The following is a 15,817-nucleotide window of genomic DNA, read 5'->3' on the forward strand; positions in this document are numbered from 1 at the left end:
AGGTACAGCTTAAAAGTATGTTGCAAGGTGGCATCTGCTGATGCCGTCATCGTGCGCGATTGTTGTTTGCGCTTATAAGTTTATCGAGCGACCACCATCCACTGCGAGTATATGGCCGGTAATAAATGGTGCATCGTAAATCAGGAATTTAACGGCTTTGGCAACATCTTCTGCCTCGCCCACGCGTTTAAGTAGTGTTTGGTTAATTACGCGCTGGCGATAAACCTCGTCAAACTGCGGGTTGCTTTCCGGCCACTGTACTGGGCCTGGCGCCACTGCGTTGACCCTCACTTCAGGGCTAAGCTCATGTGCGAGTGATTTGGTCAACGTCACCAAGCCAGCTTTTGCCACGCTATAAACTATGTAGCCTTTTTTCGGACGTTCAATATGCATATCGGTAATATTGATAATACAACCGGAATTTTTACGCAGCTCAGTTGCCGCGGCTTGCGCTAAAAATACGGGCGCTTTCAGATTGCTGCCGATTAAATCTTGCCAGTTCTCTTCGTTAATTTGACCGAGGTCTGTTGGGTAGTAGGTTGAAGCGTTGTTAATCAATACATCTAATTTACCAAATTGATGCACGGTCTCGCTCACTAGCGTGGGTAAAACGTTTAGATTGAGCAAGTCACCCTGAATAATAGCCACTGAGTTTGCACGCAGCAAATTAAGCTCTGCCTGCAATGCGCGAGCTTCGGGCATGCTGTTATTGTAATGAATCATCAGCTTGGCGCCTTGCCTGTGCAGCTCGCGGCACATCGTGGCCCCAACGCGTTTGGCGCCGCCCGTGATTAATATGACTTTATCTTTGTTTGTATCCACAGTTTACTCATTTCTTTCTTCTTAAATATTATAATGGCTTATGAGTTCATTACCTATTCCTAACGCTGATGCACAAGCACTTAGTCAACAGCTCGCATTATTAATCCAAGATAAGATTAGTCAGAATGGCGGTTGGTTGTCATTTGCAGACTATATGCACATGGCACTTTATACCCCGGGCTTAGGTTATTACAGTGGCGGTGCTAAAAAGTTCGGTATGGGAGGCGATTTTGTTACAGCCCCTGAAATCTCCCCCTTGTTTGCACAGGCAATGGCGAATCAGGTGGCAGAGGTGCTGGTACAAACGCAGGGTGATGTGTTGGAGTTGGGCGCAGGCTCAGGACGTTTGGCGGTAGATTTACTGTTGGCGTTACAGGCGCTAAATCAAGTTCCCAGTCATTATTTTATTCTTGAAGTTAGCACTTACTTGCGTCAGGTGCAGCGAGAAACAATTCAGCAGCATCTGCCTGTAGCGTTGGCTGAGTGCGTGGTATGGCTGGGTAGCTTGCCTGACAATTTTGTAGGCGTTATGCTGGGTAATGAGGTGCTGGATGCGCTGCCCGTACATTTGCTATATAAGCCCGCCGCCACTGAGGCGCCAGCGCTGTGCGAGCGCGGTGTGGCATTTAATGGCGAGTTTTATTGGCAAGATCAGCCACTGCCGGCTGGCAATCTGCTAGATTTAGCCGCCACGTATGATTTGCCCGATGATTACTTGACAGAGGTAAGTCCGGCAGCGACTGGGCTGATTGCTAGCTTGGCCGATGCGTTAAAGCATGGTGCCATTATAATGGTCGATTATGGTTTTTCAGCGCGTGAGTATTATCATCCGCAGCGCAATTTAGGCACGCTAATGTGTCATTACCAGCATTACGCCCATGTGGATCCGCTGGTTTATGTTGGATTGCAGGATATCACCGCACACGTAGATTTTTCTAGTGTTGCCAGCGCAGGTGAGCACAGTGGTTTGGCCGTGATGGGTTTTTGCTCGCAAGCCCAGTTTTTAATGAATTGCGGCATCTTGGATATTATGAGCCAGATTTCCCCGCACGATATGGCGCGCTATGCGCCGCTCGCCGCCGCGGCACAAAAATTATTGTCACCGGCCGAGATGGGAGATCTATTTAAGGTAATCGCTCTGGGACGCGGGTTGGGCTTAGCCTTGCTTGGTTTTGCCTCTGGTGATAAGTCACATACCTTATAAACACAGATTGTCAGCGATAGGGGTGGGGAATTGTTGAACCTGACGAGTTGGGTTAGCTGCAGTATAATTCGCCCTTATGAATACATTAAATCAAACAGAGCAGGTTCAAGACGACGCTGAAGACTTAAGTCAGCGCCGTATCCGTAGTTTCGTATTGCGTCAGGGTCGCTTAACTAAAGGCCAGGCGCGTGCGCTAGAAACAGGTTTTCCGCAATTTGGGGTGAATTACGCCCCGGAGTTGCTAAATCTCAATGCATTATTTAATCGCGCCGATAGCAAGAAGATTCTGGAAATTGGTTTTGGCATGGGGGAAACCACCGCCAAAATCGCGCAAGTGCTACCGGATTGCGATTTCCTGGCGGCCGAAGTGCATACGCCGGGGGTAGGTGCGTTGCTTAAACTGATTCAGGAAAATGAGTTAAACAATATTCGCGTGATTCAGCATGATGTGGTGGAAGTGTTGCACAACATGGTGGCAGATGGCAGCCTGGATGGCGTGCATATCTTTTTTCCTGATCCGTGGCATAAAAAGCGCCATCACAAACGCCGTTTGATTCAGGCCGAGTTTGTGCAATTGCTCTGCACCAAGCTTAAGGCTGGTGGCTATTTGCATGTGGCAACAGATTGGCAGGAGTATGCGGAATGGGTGCTGGAGGTGCTGAATGCAGAAGCGCAGCTGGAAAATACCGCGCAAGATTATGCAGTTAAACCAAGCTACCGCCCATTAACCAAGTTTGAGAATCGCGGTTTGAAACTTGGGCATGGTGTGTGGGATATGGTGTTTACCCGCAAGTAGCATTTAACTAATCATCCGTTATTTAGTGTTTATTGCCTTGGCTAAGCTGTACGCTTGGCCAAGCTGGCTTTAGGCCTGTTCTGATGCTGTTTCATCTTCTACAAACAGCCATTTGCCGATGACTTTCTCTGCTTCTTCTACGCCTTGTTTCTTTAGGCTGGAGAATAACTGTATGGTGCACTCACTATTGTAGTGGTTGCCCCAAGTCTCTATCAGCTCTTTGCGTACCCGGTTCAGGGTGAGTGAGGCTTCGCCGCGCGACAATTTATCTGATTTGGTTAGCAGTACGTGCACAGGTTTGCCGCTAGGGCAAAACCAATCCAGCATTTGGCGGTCGAGTGGGGTGAGTGGGTGGCGGCTGTCCATGACCAACACCAGGCCGCCTAAGCTACTGCGTTCACTTAGGTAGCGCGCTAATACGTTTTGCCAATGCGCCCGCATGGCTTCTGGCACTTTGGCGTAGCCGTAGCCAGGTAAGTCCACCAAGTGTCGGTCGTTACCTAGTGTGAAAAAGTTAATTAACTGCGTGCGTCCCGGTTGCTTACTCACAAATGCCAAGCGATTGTGATTGGCTAATGTGTTCAGCGCGCTGGACTTGCCAGCGTTGGATCGCCCAGCAAAGGCAACTTCAACCCCGCTGGCTGGTGGTAAATCACGCAGGTGGTGAGCTGATATATAAAAAGCGGCATTTTGAAATAACGGCATATTGATCCTGATTCTGGTAAAGCAAATTCCTTATAATTTAATAGTGTAATTCAATGTGGTAAGTCAATCTGACATGTTGATTCGCATGATGATTTGACGCCCACAGACAGTTGTAGTTTTTTGAATTAACTTTGAATTATCAAAGGAATTGATGTAATGGTGAAAAATGCTATCACGAATAGTTGTTTTTCGCTAAAATAGCGCGTTAATTGGTTGAATAATTTAGATTTAGGAGCGGTAATGCAATTTCGTCATCTAGCTTGGTTGTTATCTGGTTTAATGTTGGGGATTTCTATTAATGCGCAAGCGGAAGAGTCTGCGACAAAGTCTGCACAACAAACCGTTAATACTGTCTGTGCTGCATGTCATGCGCCGGACGGCAATAGTGTGATTAGTCTTAACCCTAAATTAGCAGGTCAACATCCTGACTACATTGAAAAGCAATTAACGGAATTTAAATCTGGTAAACGTGCTAATGCCGTGATGTCTGGTATGGCTGGCGCATTGTCAGAAGCTGAAATGAAAGAGCTAGCGCGTTATTTCTCAAGCAAAAAACCTGCGCTAGGTCAGGCTAAATCAAACGGTGCCGGTTCGGTGGGTGAAAAAATTTACCGTGCAGGTAATGCGGTAACCAATGTTCCAGCTTGTGCAGCTTGCCATAGTCCTAATGGCGCTGGTTTGCCAAAACAGTTCCCACGTTTAAGTGGTCAACATGCTGACTATACATTGGCACAATTAAAAGCCTTCCGCTCAGGCGAGCGCGCTAACGCACCAATGATGATGGCGATTGCAGCGAAGATGTCCGATGCGGAAATGGCTGCTGTAGCTGACTATATTCAAGGTTTACGCTAGATTTAGCGATAGTTTAAAAAGGGTGGCAATGCTGCCCTTTTTTAACGCTGAAATGTTTTGGTGTTCCTTTATTTGTTCAGGTTAGCAACTATCGTTGCCCCGCTTAAGTCATAAGTAGCAGCAGTATTCACGAGCATTAACCTAAAATTTACCCTCAGAGTGCCGTATTTTGAATCCTAAATTATCATTTACTAAAAACTTTCTAGATTTGCTGAGCTCCATGCGCTTTGCCGTGAGTTTGTTGAGCGTGTTGGGTGTGGCCTCAGTCATCGGTACGGTGCTTAAGCAAAATGAGCCTTATGAGAACTATATTGTAAAGTTTGGTCAGTTTTGGTTTGCGATGTTTGAACGTATGGGTTTGTATGATGTTTACCATAGCGTTTGGTTTTTAGTCATTCTGTTGTTCTTGGTGGTATCTACTAGTCTGTGTATTTACCGCAACACCCCTTTAATGCTCAAAGAGTGGCGTACCTTTAAAGAACATGCCACAGAAAAATCGTTGCGTGCGTTTAGTCATCAGGCCACATTTAACCTGACCGCAGACTATGCAGCAGTTAAGCAAAATCTTTTACAGTTTTTAGATGCCAAAGGTTTTAAATATAAAATCAGAGCACAGGAAGACGGTAGCGAATTAATTGCAGCCAAAGCCGGCACGCATCAGCGCTGGGGGTATATTTTTACGCACGTGGCGATGGTGGTGATTTTATTTGGCGGCTTGCTGGACGGTAACCTGCCGTTTAAAGTACAGGAGATGCTAGGTTATAAGCGCATTGAAACTAAAGATTTACCGGTTTCAAAAGTGCCTGAGGCAAGCAAAATGTCGGTGAGTAATCCTTCATTCCGCGGCAACATGACGCTGGCAGAGGGCTCAACGCAGAATGTGGCTTTTTTACGTGTGCGTGATGGCTATCTGGTACAAGAGCTGCCGTTTGCGGTTGGTTTAAAAGATTTTCGTATTGAACATTACGCGACAGGTCAGCCTAAGTCATTTGAAAGTGATTTGGTGATTTTTGACCCGGAATTAAAAGAGCCAATTGCCAAAACCATTAGCGTGAATCATCCTTTAACCTATAAAGGTATCGCGATTTATCAGTCTGACTTTCAAGATGGTGGCACGGGCTTGAAATTTAATGTGTGGAATCTATTTTCCTCTAATAATCAACCGCAGGCTTTGTCCGGCAACATCTTTGGTGAAGGTGCGTTAGGTGAGGGTGACGCTAAGTTGCGTGTGGAATACAACGACTTCCGTAAGTTTAATATTATTAACATGTCACCCGATGGCAAAGGTAAGCCACATAACGTAGGTCCTAACGTGACCTATAAATTACGTGATGGCCGTGGTCAGGCTACTGAATACGTGACCTATATGCAGCCTGTGCAGATAGATGGTCAATTTTATTTCTTGTCCGGCATGCGTGAAACCGTCCAAGAGGATTTCCGTTATTTGCGCATCCCGGTAGATGAGGGTTTAAGCATCGATGGCTTTATGGGGTTTAGGGCCATTATGTTGGATGCCTCTAAATATCCGGAAATAGCAAAACGCATCGCACAAAAGTCTTTGGGCGTACGTGGTGACCCTGAGATACGCAAGCAGTTTGAACTTAGTTTAGTGCGGCTACTCACTGTATTTGCACAAGGCGGCTATAGTGAAGTGGCGAAGGTGATCGAGAAAAATGTGCCAGAAAAAGAGCGTGAAGCGTCAGCGACTACCTATATCAAGATGGTAAATGTTGCTGCATACGAGGCTTATAACATGGCGCTGGAACTTAATAACAAGCCATTGCTGAAAAATAGCGCGGAAACCGAGCGCTTGATGCGCGATAGTTTGAACGCGTTCAGTGATATGTTCTTCTATGGCACTCCGTATTATTTGCAGCTGAATCAGTTTGAGCATAAAGAGGCGAGTGGTCTACAATTAACCAAGTCGCCTGGGCAAAAATGGGTGTACTTGGGCTCAGTGATTTTGGTGCTGGGTATTTTTGCCATGATGTATATCCGCGAAAGAAGAGTCTGGTTATACCTGAAGCCAGGTGCAAAAGAAGTGCATTTCGCTATGGCGTCTAATCGTAAGAATTTAGAGTTTGAGCAAGAGTTTAATTTATACCGCGAACAACTTGCTGGCATTGTTAGCTAAGGAATTGAAAATGAATGACACCATGAGTTATCAACAACAAACGTTGTTGCAAAAATTGAACTGGCAAGATTGGCTATATGCTTTAGTCATCGTTGCGGGTTCTATATTCGCATTTATTAAATATGCACATTACATGGATGCATACGAAGTCACCTTTTTATTCGGGGCGGCGGCTTTAGTAAGCTATTTGGGCTGGCAGTGGAAGGCGCTTAGCAGATTAGTGCTGGGTGTTGGCGTACTGAGCTTGTCTGCAATCGCTTTGTACCACGGAGATCAGGCGCGTGCCACACAAGTATTTTTCCTGAAGTTCTTAATCGCAAGTCAGTCCGCCATTATGTGGATGAATGTTTTATTTGTACTGGCGATGCTGACTTACTGGTTTGCCTTATTTAAACGTAGCGTGTTCAGCGGTAAAGTAGCTTCAGCACTCACATGGTCTGCTGTACTGTTTGGTTTTGTAGGCCTAATGGTGCGCTGGTATGAGTCTTACCTAATTGGTACGGACGTAGGGCATATTCCAGTCAGCAATTTATATGAAGTGTTTGTGTTGTTCTGCTTAATTACGGCTTTGCTGTATTTGCACTATGAGCAAAAGTTAAATACTAAGCAATTAGGCGGTTTTGTGTTGCTGGTCATCAATGCCGCAGTTGGTTTTATATTGTGGTACACCTTTGATCGTGCCGCACATAATATTCAGCCGTTAGTGCCGGCGTTGCAAAGCTATTGGATGAAAATACACGTGCCGGCTAACTTTATCGGTTATGGCTCATTTTCTTTAGCAGCAATGGTGGCGTTCTCTTACCTGCTGGCGAGCAAAGGCGTGCTTACTTCACGCTTGCCTAGTTTGGACGTGTTGGATGACCTAATGTATAAAGCCATCGCCGTGGGGTTTGCCTTTTTTACCATTGCAACTATTTTGGGTGCAATGTGGGCGGCTGAGGCTTGGGGCGGTTACTGGAGTTGGGACCCAAAAGAAACTTGGGCGCTGATTGTGTGGTTGAACTACGCGGCTTGGCTGCATTTGCGTATGGTTAAAGGTTTGCGCGGGCCATTGCTGGCTTGGTGGGCATTAATTGGTTTGATTATTACTACCTTTGCGTTCCTGGGCGTTAATATGTTCCTAAGTGGTTTGCACTCATACGGCACACTATAGCTGCCTAAGCTGATTACGTTGTCTGGATTGGTTGCCCCGTGACTTAGCTAAGTTATCTGGCTAAGTGGTTACCTAGCTAAGTCGCTCAGTCGGTACTGCGTTAATACAATACTATTTATATATCAAAAAAGCCTTGCGATCACAATGACCGCAAGGCTTTTTTCATGGCGGTTGATGATTGCTAGCGACAATCATCAACGTGTATCAATGCACTTTTTCTAGTCTAAATCTTACTTCACCATCAATGTTGTCGATCAGGCTGAGTGCATAGCCTGCATGTTCCGCTTGCTGTGCGGCATGATATAAGCCAACACCCAAGCCGCTTTTGGAGCTGACGTGGGTTTTGAAGAGTTTGTCCGCGACTTCATCTGGTACTGCTGAACCGGTGTCGGTAACCTCTATGCAAAAGTGATTAGACGGCATAATAGCCACATTGATGCTAATGTTGGTTTCCAGCTTGGCTTTCTCCAGTGCATTCTGTATCAGATTATCCACCACGCTATCTAAAACGTCGGGATCGATGTCGGTTTTTGGCAAATTTGTAGGCGCTTCAAATTGCACTTGCTGATGCGCGTTGATTTGCTTGAAGCTCTTCCACCAATGACTTACCTTAGCTTGGTTCTTTTTCTCTACGCCCGGTTCTTCCAGTTTGTTCAGAGTGCTTGCAAGGCGCTGACTTAATCTTGGTAGCTGTTTCTTAATCAGGTCAACTAGTCTTGCGTCATCTGCTGCGTGATTGCTCTGCTCCGCGGCAGCAGACAGCGTGCCTAATGACTGTAAAATATTCTTGATGTCATGCGTTAACCGAGAGCCGGTTTCATACAAGCTTTGCATATAAGCATTCTGGCTGATTGTTTCCTCGCGGCGCTTTGCTTCGTAGAATTCGCCTAAAATTTGTGTAAGCAGTTGTACGTGCAGATACATGGCTGGGGTAAATTGCCAGCGCGAATACAGTGTTAAGTGCAGTTGATGAAAGCTAAAAGTAGAGATAAAGCGTGTGGGCTCACCAATCTCCTGATGGATATTTTCAGAGCGCCACGATACCCCGCTTACCCAATTTAATGCCACTAACTCGCGCATTGATGCTTGTAAAAAACCTTCGGCGGAGGTTTCGTGTTCAGCAAATGCGGCAATTTTTCTAATCCACTGTTCAAACGGTAGGCCAATGCTTAATAGGTAGCGCGACATCAGCAGCTCTAGGCCAGAAAAAGTCGCGCTAGGGTTCCATAGCCAGCTAATTGCCACTAAGGTAGTCGCTAGGCCAAAAACTGTGAAAATAAGTAGCTTTACATAATGAATTTGCCAGACAACGCCAATAGCAAAGCTGCTTAATATGACAATAATGGTCAGTAAGAAGATGAGTAGTGTGTAAAAAAAGTCAATATTTTGCGTATAGGTAAGGCTGATGTTCTTTGCTGATAAAAATAAAATGGTCAGCGGCAGTATCGGTAATACGTAGACCAAGAGTAGTTCTGCGGCCAGTAAATCATTGTCTGCGTTAAGTAGTTTAGGCACCACCCAGAGTAAGAGGATGGCTAGCAGATATGAGGCGGCGAGTATGTTCGGCACTTTTGAGTGTGTAGCCTCGCTGGATAGTATGCGCCCGCCAATCAGGGAGAATAACCCTGCAATCCAGAATGCGGTGACCCACCAGTTGGTCAGAAAAGTGGTGAGGTAAGCACCGATAAGCACAATGCCGACCATCTTCCAGGAGAGCTTGTCGCTTTGGCGCATCACGGGCTGCCACAGCAAAAAGACGCCGTAGTGGCAGAGCAGTAATGCCGTATGTAAATGACTATTCTCACCCCAGATCAGCAGTGCATGTAGTGACAGCATCAGTAGCGCCATCAGGCGATCGTGATTGTTAAGAGTTAGTCGGTAAAGCTGAAAAAGTGAGCGCATATTTTATGTTGTGTACATATTGTCAAAATTAACATACCGTCGGGATTTGAACACAAGTGTCCAATCTTTGACAATAATTTGTACGTAATGGATGTTATATCTTGTAGAATACAAGCAAATTGCTGTTGGATATAATCAATCATAGCTGGTATGTTATTTGCTAGTTAAAAATTGACACTTAACTTGGTGTTGTAACTTACATGTTTAAATTGGCGCATTGATTGCGCACAGTTCGGGGAATTAAATGAAAAGAACACAGGCAGGCTTTACGCTAATTGAGTTGGCAATTGTGCTGGTAATTATTGGCCTATTGCTTGGAGGCGTACTTAAAGGGCAAGAGCTTATTAATAGTGCTAAAGTTAAGAATATGGCTAGTGATTTTAAGAACACCCAGGTTTATATTTACGGATATCAAGATAAATACAGGGCTTTGCCTGGGGATGATGCAAATCCAACAGCCCATGTGGGCTCAACTGCCCTTAAGGCTGCCACTGGTACAGGGGATGGAGTTATTAGTGGAGCATGGGATGGAGGTGCGGGCGGAACTGCGCCTGCAACTGAGTCTGGTATATTTTGGCAGCATGTTCGATTGGCGGGCTTGGCTCCAGGGCCGACCACTGGCACTGATGCGAGCTATTATCCAACTAATGCAGATGGTGGGAGAATAGGTGTGCAAAGTGTGTCTAATTTTAATTCGCTATCTACAGGCCCGGCGGGACTAACAGGATCTTACGTTATTTGTTCCGCGGCTGTTTTAGGTAAGTATGCTAAGCAACTAGACACTGCGCTTGATGATGGGGAAACTTCCACTGGCTCGATGCGGACATACGCCACGGCAGCTGGTGGATGGGTAACTAGTAATGTTGCTACTCCGACTATTGCTGATGCTACAACCTATAATGTTTGCTTATCTTTTTAAGTAGTTATACCATGACCTATTTAAACCCACTTCGGTGGGTTTTTTTATTGGCTAACGGTTTGGTTAAGTTGCTACGAGGTTAATTTTACAGCTTGCGTAGAATCTTAATTGTTCTAAAATGGCACCTTGGGTAAAAGCAAGAAAATTAACTGAAAAATTGTGCTTTAAATGACATCAAATATTGTAGAAATTGACAACCTTTCCTTTGGGTACAGCGGTCGTATATTGCACAAAGGGATTAACATGACTTTCCCCAAAGGGAAGGTCGTTGCCATTATGGGCGGTAGCGGTAGTGGTAAGACCACATTGCTGCGCTTGATTGGTGGTCAGGTTAAGCCAACGAAAGGTGAAGTGCGTGTTAACGGGCAAGTGGTGCATGAGCAAACGCGTGATGGTATTTATCAGTTGCGCCGCAGCATGGGCATGTTGTTTCAGCATGGCGCTTTATTTACCGATTTAAGCGTGTTTGATAATGTCGCGTTCCCGATGCGTGAGTTAACGGATTTACCTGAGTCCATGATTCGTGACTTGGTACTGCTAAAGCTGAATGCAGTGGGTTTGCGCGGTGCGTATAAGTTGATGCCTACAGAATTGTCTGGCGGTATGGCGCGTCGTGTTGCATTGGCGCGTGCGGTTGCGTTAGACCCCAATATCATTATGTATGATGAGCCGTTTGCCGGTTTAGACCCAATCTCTATGGGGGTGATCTGTGAGTTGATTCGTAGCCTGAATGATGCACTGGGTGCGACTTCTATTATTGTTTCACATGATGTTAAAGAAACATTTTTGATTGCTGATTATGTGTACTTTGTCGCTAATGGTGAGGTGGCGGCAGAGGGTACCCCTGAAGATTTAATGCAATCTACCCTTCCATTTGTTCATCAGTTTGTGCATGGCGAGAAAGATGGTCCGGTACCTTTCCATTATGCAGCGCCCGATTACCGGGCTCAGCTGTTGGGTTGAGTGTTCAGCTACAGACTAGCGGTTTAATGGATTTAGTTTAATGATTAATAAAATAATTAATATGTTTTCTCGGTTTCTAAGCGGCGTCGGCAATCGCATGATTGCACGTATCTGGCGTTTGGGTGCTGGCGCTAGGCTTTTTATGCTGGCGATTGCTTATTCGGGTGAGAGTTTTAGGCGCTTTCATTTAACACTGCGTGAAGTGTATTTTACGGGTGTGATGTCTTTGCTGATTATTATCGTATCTGCATTCTTTGTTGGTATGGTGCTGGCGTTGCAGGGCTATAACACGCTGCAGAAGTATGGTTCATCAGAGGCAATCGGGGTGCTGGTGGCCTTGGCTTTGGTGCGCGAATTGGGCCCGGTAGTAACAGCTTTGTTGTTTGCGGGTCGTGCTGGTACTGCAATTACGGCTGAAATCGGCTTGATGAAAACAACTGAACAATTGTCGGCAATGGAAATGATGGCGGTTAACCCAATCGCGCGCGTGGTTGCACCAAGATTTTGGGCTGGTGTAATCTCTATGCCTATCCTTGCTGCCCTGTTCTCTATGGTGGGCGTGTTAGGGGGCTATTTAGTAGCAGTGCCGCTGATTGGTGTGGATGATGGCGCATTCTGGTCACAAATGCAGGCGAATGTGGATGTGCGTGCAGATATTATTAATGGTGTGATCAAAAGTGTGGTGTTCGGGGTTGCTTGTACCATGATTGCCTTGTTCGAGGGTTTTGATGCGCCTCCTACGGCAGAGGGTGTTAGTCATGCGACCACCAGAACCGTGGTGATTTCATCGCTCACCGTATTATTTTTGGATTTTGTATTAACGTCTTTTATGCTGGTTGTTTAGCCCATAAAAACAAAGTTGAGAGGGTAGTGAAGTGGATAGAACAAAAATAGATTTATGGGTAGGTATTTTTGTGGCTTTAGGCGCAGCTGCATTGCTGGGTCTTGCTATGAAGGTGGGTAATTTAACCTCAAGTAAAATTGGCGAGACTTACTCAGTAAGTGCTTCATTTGAGAATATTGGCGGCTTGAAGCCAAGCGCCCCAGTAAAAAGTGCTGGTGTAGTGGTTGGCCGTGTCGCCGATATCAGCTTCGATGCTAAGTCTTACGTCGCTGTGGTGACGATTAAAATCGATAAACGCTATCAGTTTCCTAAAGATACTTTTGCTAATATCTATACGGCAGGTTTGTTGGGCGAGCAATATATTGGTTTAGAAGCTGGTGGCGAAGATGATGTGCTGAAGGCTGGCGATAAAATCAGCCAGACCCAAGACGCGATAGTGTTAGAAAAGATGATCAGTCAGTTTTTGTATAATAAAGCTTCTGAGTCAGATAATGACAAGGCTGCAGCCCCTGCAACTGGCGAGCCAGCGAAGGCTAAGTCAACCGAATTGGGTGATGCGCCGTTCTAGTCAGGATTGGTTGCTGTTTTGATGTTGGTTTGTTTAATTTGTCAGTTTGACGAAAATATAAAAGGTCTCAAATGAAAATGTTTTTAAAGTTGGTGATGAGTGTCACTTTTGCTACTGCAATGTTTGTAAATGCCAGCTTGGTTCAGGCAGAGGTTTCTGCGGATGAGTTGGTGAAGCGCACAGCTGAAGATGTACTTAACACGCTTAAGAGTGATAAAGACATTCAAGCGGGTAATCAGCAAAAGATTTATGCGCTGGCTGAAGAGAAAATTCTACCTAACTTTGATTTTGAGCGCGTTTGCCGCATGGTGCTGGGTAAAAACTGGAGAACTGCTACGCCAGAGCAGCAAGCTGCTTTCCAAAAAGAGTTCCGTACATTGTTGTTACGCACTTACGCAACAGCGCTGGGTAAATACAAAAACCAAGTGATTGAATACAAACCGTTACGTGCTGAAGCTGGCGCGAAAAATGTTAGTGTTAAAACTCAGATTCTGCAGCCTGGTGGTCAGCCAATTTCAGTGGATTATAGCTTGGTGAAGCTGGATAACGGCTGGAAGGTTTATGATATTGTGATTGAAAGTGTAAGCTTGGTAACTAACTACCGTAGCCAGTTCAGCAGTGAGATTCGCGATAACGGCCTTGATAGCTTGAATAAAAAACTTGCGGATAAAAATAAAGCATCTGGCGTATGAGTAACGTAGCATTACAAGGCAATACGTGGCAACTCTCCGGTGAGATACTGGTTGATAATGCCAATGCAGTGTTGGTTGAGAGTGCTGCATTGGTAATGAATGATGCGCTACAGATAGATTTTTCTGCGGTCACTAATACAGACACTTCTGCCATTAGTTTGATGATGGAGTGGCAGCGTCGGGCGATTGCCTTTAATCATAAAATCACCTTTGTGAATTTACCTGAGGGGTTGGAGAGTTTGGCTACACTGTATGGTGTTGCTGATTTTATCCCGCTCAGTGCTTAATCGCTAATCTGAACCCAAACCAAAACCCTTTCGGTGTACGAAAGGGTTTTGGCGCTTTGATTGAATGTATTTGAACATGGTGTTTTGAGTTGCTTAACTGCATCTACTCTCTTGCTATGGGCTGAGTGTTGTTTTAGCTATGGGTTGCGCACTTACCTGTTGCTTGCCGATAAATTTAAATTGTTAATCGAAAGTCATTTTTGAACCATCCTGCTATACAAATTCGTGGTGTGCATAAGCACTTTGGTGCGCTGCACGCCTTAAAAGGCGTTGACCTCACTATCGAGCAGGGTGAGTTTTTCGCCTTGCTTGGGCCTAATGGCGCCGGAAAATCCACCTTGATTAATATTCTGGCTGGCCTAATCGCGCCAAGTGCTGGCAATATTTCAGTCATGGGTTTTGATGTGCAGCAGCAATATCAGCAGGCACGCCAGTTGTTGGGGATTGTGCCTCAAGAGTTGGTGTTTGACCCATTCTTTAACGTGCGTGAAATGTTGCGGTTTCAGGCGGGCTATTTTGGGCTGGGCCGTGAGAATGATCATTGGGTGGATGAGGTGCTGGAAGGTTTGGGCTTGGCTGATAAGGCGCATACCAATATGCGTAAATTATCAGGTGGCATGAAGCGTCGTGCACTGATTGCACAGGCGTTGGCACATAAGCCGCCAGTGATTGTGTTGGATGAGCCTACCGCCGGGGTGGATGTTGAGTTGCGCCAAATGCTGTGGGAGTTTATTAAAAAATTAAACCGTGATGGCCATACCATTATTCTGACCACGCATTATCTGGAAGAAGCAGAAACACTATGTAGCCGCGTCGCTATGATGAAGCAAGGCCAAATTGTGGCGTTAGATAGCACCGCTAGTTTGCTCAATAAATTTGCAGGTAAGCACTTGCGTTTGACTTTGGGTGAAGTGCAGTTGCCGCAAGAGGTGCAGAGCCTGGTGCGGCATGTGGAGCGTGGGGTTTATACCTTTGCTTTAACCGATATGATACAGATTGAATCTGTGCTTGCCTCTTTGCGTGCCAGCGGTATTAAGGTGGCAGATATGCAGTTGAACGAGGCTGACTTAGAGGATGTCTTTTTGTCGTTGGTGGGGAATGCCGCTGCCGAGTCTAAATTAGTGAGTCAAGCATGATGAGTGATTTAAAACAAAATACAACATACAACGCGGTCTCTGGTTTTAGAGGTCCGTGGACCTTGCTTAAAAAAGAACTATTACGTTTTTGGCGCGTGTCATTCCAAACCGTGGCGGCGCCGGTAATCACGGCCTTACTTTATTTGCTGATTTTCTCTCATGTGTTGGATAAGCATGTGCAGGTTTATGATGGGGTTGCCTATACTGAGTTTCTAATTCCGGGGCTGATTATGATGTCGGTGCTGCAAAATGCATTTGCCAATAGTTCATCTAGCCTGATTCAATCCAAGGTGATGGGTAATATCGTATTTGTGTTACTCACGCCGCTGACGCATTTGCAATTTTTTCTGGCATTTCTGATTGCTGCCATCATTCGTGGCTTGGTAGTGGGTTTGTGTATTTATCTGGTGGCAATGTGGTTTGTTGATTTAACGGTGGCTAATCCGTGGATGATCGTCGCTTTTGGCCTGTTAGGTAGTGCGCTGCTTGGTACTTTTGGCATCATCGCCGGCATTTGGGCCGATAGGTTTGATCAGATGGCAGCGTTCCAGAATTTCATTATCATGCCATTGTCGTTTTTGTCTGGTGTGTTTTATTCGATACATTCATTGCCGCCATTTTGGCAAAAAGTGTCGCATCTTAATCCATTCTTTTACATGATAGACGGGTTTAGATATGGTTTCTTTGGCAAAGGTGACGTATCTCCGGCACTCAGTTTGCTCATAGTCGCCGCGTCCTTCCTTGTGTTAGCACTGATCACATTAAAAATGTTAAAATCAGGCTATAAACTTAGGTCATAATGCTATTGGTTTGAGTGCCAGGTTAAGCAATTTGGCTAGT

The 15,817-nt window shown here is 45.5% G+C and carries 16 protein-coding genes; 13 read left to right on the forward strand and 3 right to left on the reverse strand.

From position 1 onward, the window contains the following. Window positions 1–72: 72 nt before the first annotated feature. Complete coding sequence (locus tag MMOL_RS01480) at window positions 73–822, reverse strand: pteridine reductase (protein ID WP_012777658.1); 750 nt, start codon at window positions 820–822, stop codon at window positions 73–75. A 40-nt stretch (window positions 823–862) separates the two neighbouring features. Between MMOL_RS01480 and MMOL_RS01485 the strand changes: the two genes are divergently transcribed. Next, window positions 863–2,026, forward strand: a complete 1,164-nt coding sequence (locus tag MMOL_RS01485; RefSeq protein WP_012777659.1) for a class I SAM-dependent methyltransferase — start codon at window positions 863–865, stop codon at window positions 2,024–2,026. A 76-nt stretch (window positions 2,027–2,102) separates the two neighbouring features. Then, window positions 2,103–2,822, forward strand: a complete 720-nt coding sequence (gene trmB / locus MMOL_RS01490; protein ID WP_012777660.1) for a tRNA (guanosine(46)-N7)-methyltransferase TrmB — start codon at window positions 2,103–2,105, stop codon at window positions 2,820–2,822. A gap of 69 nt (window positions 2,823–2,891) precedes the next feature. Here trmB and yihA read toward each other — a convergent pair whose 3' ends face one another. Further along, window positions 2,892–3,527 carry a ribosome biogenesis GTP-binding protein YihA/YsxC gene (yihA, locus tag MMOL_RS01495; protein WP_012777661.1) on the reverse strand — a complete coding sequence of 212 codons (636 nt, stop codon included), beginning with the start codon at window positions 3,525–3,527 and terminating at the stop codon, window positions 2,892–2,894. Between the two features lie 240 nt (window positions 3,528–3,767). On the opposite strand from yihA, the gene MMOL_RS01500 reads away from it, so the two are divergent. The 3 genes from MMOL_RS01500 to ccsB all read left to right on the forward strand — a co-directional run bounded on the left by MMOL_RS01500 (window position 3,768) and on the right by ccsB (window position 7,666). Next, window positions 3,768–4,379, forward strand: coding sequence for a c-type cytochrome (locus MMOL_RS01500; RefSeq protein WP_012777662.1), 612 nt, complete (start codon window positions 3,768–3,770; stop codon window positions 4,377–4,379). 220 nt (window positions 4,380–4,599) lie between these two features. After that, a complete protein-coding gene (locus MMOL_RS01505; protein WP_041928629.1) occupies window positions 4,600–6,513 on the forward strand; it encodes a cytochrome c biogenesis protein ResB in 1,914 nt (637 codons plus the stop codon). A 10-nt stretch (window positions 6,514–6,523) separates the two neighbouring features. Then, entirely contained in the window at window positions 6,524–7,666 is a 1,143-nt protein-coding gene (ccsB, locus tag MMOL_RS01510; RefSeq protein ID WP_012777664.1) for a c-type cytochrome biogenesis protein CcsB, read from the forward strand. Window positions 7,667–7,870: 204 nt separating this feature from the next. Here the strand turns inward: ccsB and MMOL_RS01515 are convergent, their stop codons facing one another. Next, entirely contained in the window at window positions 7,871–9,568 is a 1,698-nt protein-coding gene (locus MMOL_RS01515; RefSeq protein ID WP_041928513.1) for an ATP-binding protein, read from the reverse strand. A 244-nt stretch (window positions 9,569–9,812) separates the two neighbouring features. Between MMOL_RS01515 and MMOL_RS01520 the strand changes: the two genes are divergently transcribed. The 8 genes from MMOL_RS01520 to MMOL_RS01555 all read left to right on the forward strand — a co-directional run bounded on the left by MMOL_RS01520 (window position 9,813) and on the right by MMOL_RS01555 (window position 15,777). Next, window positions 9,813–10,487 carry a prepilin-type N-terminal cleavage/methylation domain-containing protein gene (locus tag MMOL_RS01520; protein WP_015831251.1) on the forward strand — a complete coding sequence of 225 codons (675 nt, stop codon included), beginning with the start codon at window positions 9,813–9,815 and terminating at the stop codon, window positions 10,485–10,487. Between the two features lie 168 nt (window positions 10,488–10,655). Next, window positions 10,656–11,450 (forward strand): ABC transporter ATP-binding protein, encoded by a 795-nt coding sequence (locus MMOL_RS01525; protein ID WP_015831252.1) that lies wholly within the window; start codon window positions 10,656–10,658, stop codon window positions 11,448–11,450. Between the two features lie 40 nt (window positions 11,451–11,490). Next, window positions 11,491–12,294, forward strand: a complete 804-nt coding sequence (gene mlaE, locus MMOL_RS01530) for a lipid asymmetry maintenance ABC transporter permease subunit MlaE (protein WP_015831253.1) — start codon at window positions 11,491–11,493, stop codon at window positions 12,292–12,294. 31 nt (window positions 12,295–12,325) lie between these two features. Beyond that, window positions 12,326–12,862, forward strand: coding sequence for an outer membrane lipid asymmetry maintenance protein MlaD (gene mlaD / locus MMOL_RS01535; RefSeq protein ID WP_015831254.1), 537 nt, complete (start codon window positions 12,326–12,328; stop codon window positions 12,860–12,862). Window positions 12,863–12,933: 71 nt separating this feature from the next. After that, on the forward strand, window positions 12,934–13,554 hold the full coding sequence (locus MMOL_RS01540) for an MlaC/ttg2D family ABC transporter substrate-binding protein (RefSeq protein WP_015831255.1): 621 nt from the start codon (window positions 12,934–12,936) through the stop codon (window positions 13,552–13,554). After that, on the forward strand, window positions 13,551–13,841 hold the full coding sequence (locus MMOL_RS01545; RefSeq protein ID WP_015831256.1) for an STAS domain-containing protein: 291 nt from the start codon (window positions 13,551–13,553) through the stop codon (window positions 13,839–13,841). Before MMOL_RS01540 ends, MMOL_RS01545 begins: the two co-directional genes overlap by 4 nt. Before the next feature lie 200 nt (window positions 13,842–14,041). Then, the gene (locus MMOL_RS01550) at window positions 14,042–14,977 is read left to right on the forward strand and encodes an ABC transporter ATP-binding protein (RefSeq protein WP_015831257.1); all 936 of its coding nucleotides are present in this window, start codon (window positions 14,042–14,044) and stop codon (window positions 14,975–14,977) included. Further along, window positions 14,974–15,777 (forward strand): ABC transporter permease, encoded by an 804-nt coding sequence (locus tag MMOL_RS01555; protein WP_015831258.1) that lies wholly within the window; start codon window positions 14,974–14,976, stop codon window positions 15,775–15,777. Before MMOL_RS01550 ends, MMOL_RS01555 begins: the two co-directional genes overlap by 4 nt. Window positions 15,778–15,817 lie beyond the last annotated feature (40 nt).

The organism is Methylotenera mobilis JLW8, from assembly GCF_000023705.1.
Lineage (GTDB): Bacteria > Pseudomonadota > Gammaproteobacteria > Burkholderiales > Methylophilaceae > Methylotenera > Methylotenera mobilis.

What these genes read in the sequence shown, in the direction of transcription:
- MMOL_RS01485 (WP_012777659.1), top strand. Translation starts at nt 863, where the DNA reads ATGAGTTCATTACCTATTCCTAACGCTGATGCACAAGCACTTAGTCAA.
- trmB (WP_012777660.1), top strand. Translation starts at nt 2,103, where the DNA reads ATGAATACATTAAATCAAACAGAGCAGGTTCAAGACGACGCTGAAGAC.
- yihA (WP_012777661.1), bottom strand. Translation starts at nt 3,527, where the DNA reads ATGCCGTTATTTCAAAATGCCGCTTTTTATATATCAGCTCACCACCTG.
- MMOL_RS01500 (WP_012777662.1), top strand. Translation starts at nt 3,768, where the DNA reads ATGCAATTTCGTCATCTAGCTTGGTTGTTATCTGGTTTAATGTTGGGG.
- MMOL_RS01505 (WP_041928629.1), top strand. Translation starts at nt 4,600, where the DNA reads ATGCGCTTTGCCGTGAGTTTGTTGAGCGTGTTGGGTGTGGCCTCAGTC.
- ccsB (WP_012777664.1), top strand. Translation starts at nt 6,524, where the DNA reads ATGAATGACACCATGAGTTATCAACAACAAACGTTGTTGCAAAAATTG.
- MMOL_RS01515 (WP_041928513.1), bottom strand. Translation starts at nt 9,568, where the DNA reads ATGCGCTCACTTTTTCAGCTTTACCGACTAACTCTTAACAATCACGAT.
- MMOL_RS01520 (WP_015831251.1), top strand. Translation starts at nt 9,813, where the DNA reads ATGAAAAGAACACAGGCAGGCTTTACGCTAATTGAGTTGGCAATTGTG.
- MMOL_RS01525 (WP_015831252.1), top strand. Translation starts at nt 10,656, where the DNA reads ATGACATCAAATATTGTAGAAATTGACAACCTTTCCTTTGGGTACAGC.
- mlaE (WP_015831253.1), top strand. Translation starts at nt 11,491, where the DNA reads ATGATTAATAAAATAATTAATATGTTTTCTCGGTTTCTAAGCGGCGTC.
- MMOL_RS01540 (WP_015831255.1), top strand. Translation starts at nt 12,934, where the DNA reads ATGAAAATGTTTTTAAAGTTGGTGATGAGTGTCACTTTTGCTACTGCA.
- MMOL_RS01545 (WP_015831256.1), top strand. Translation starts at nt 13,551, where the DNA reads ATGAGTAACGTAGCATTACAAGGCAATACGTGGCAACTCTCCGGTGAG.
- MMOL_RS01555 (WP_015831258.1), top strand. Translation starts at nt 14,974, where the DNA reads ATGATGAGTGATTTAAAACAAAATACAACATACAACGCGGTCTCTGGT.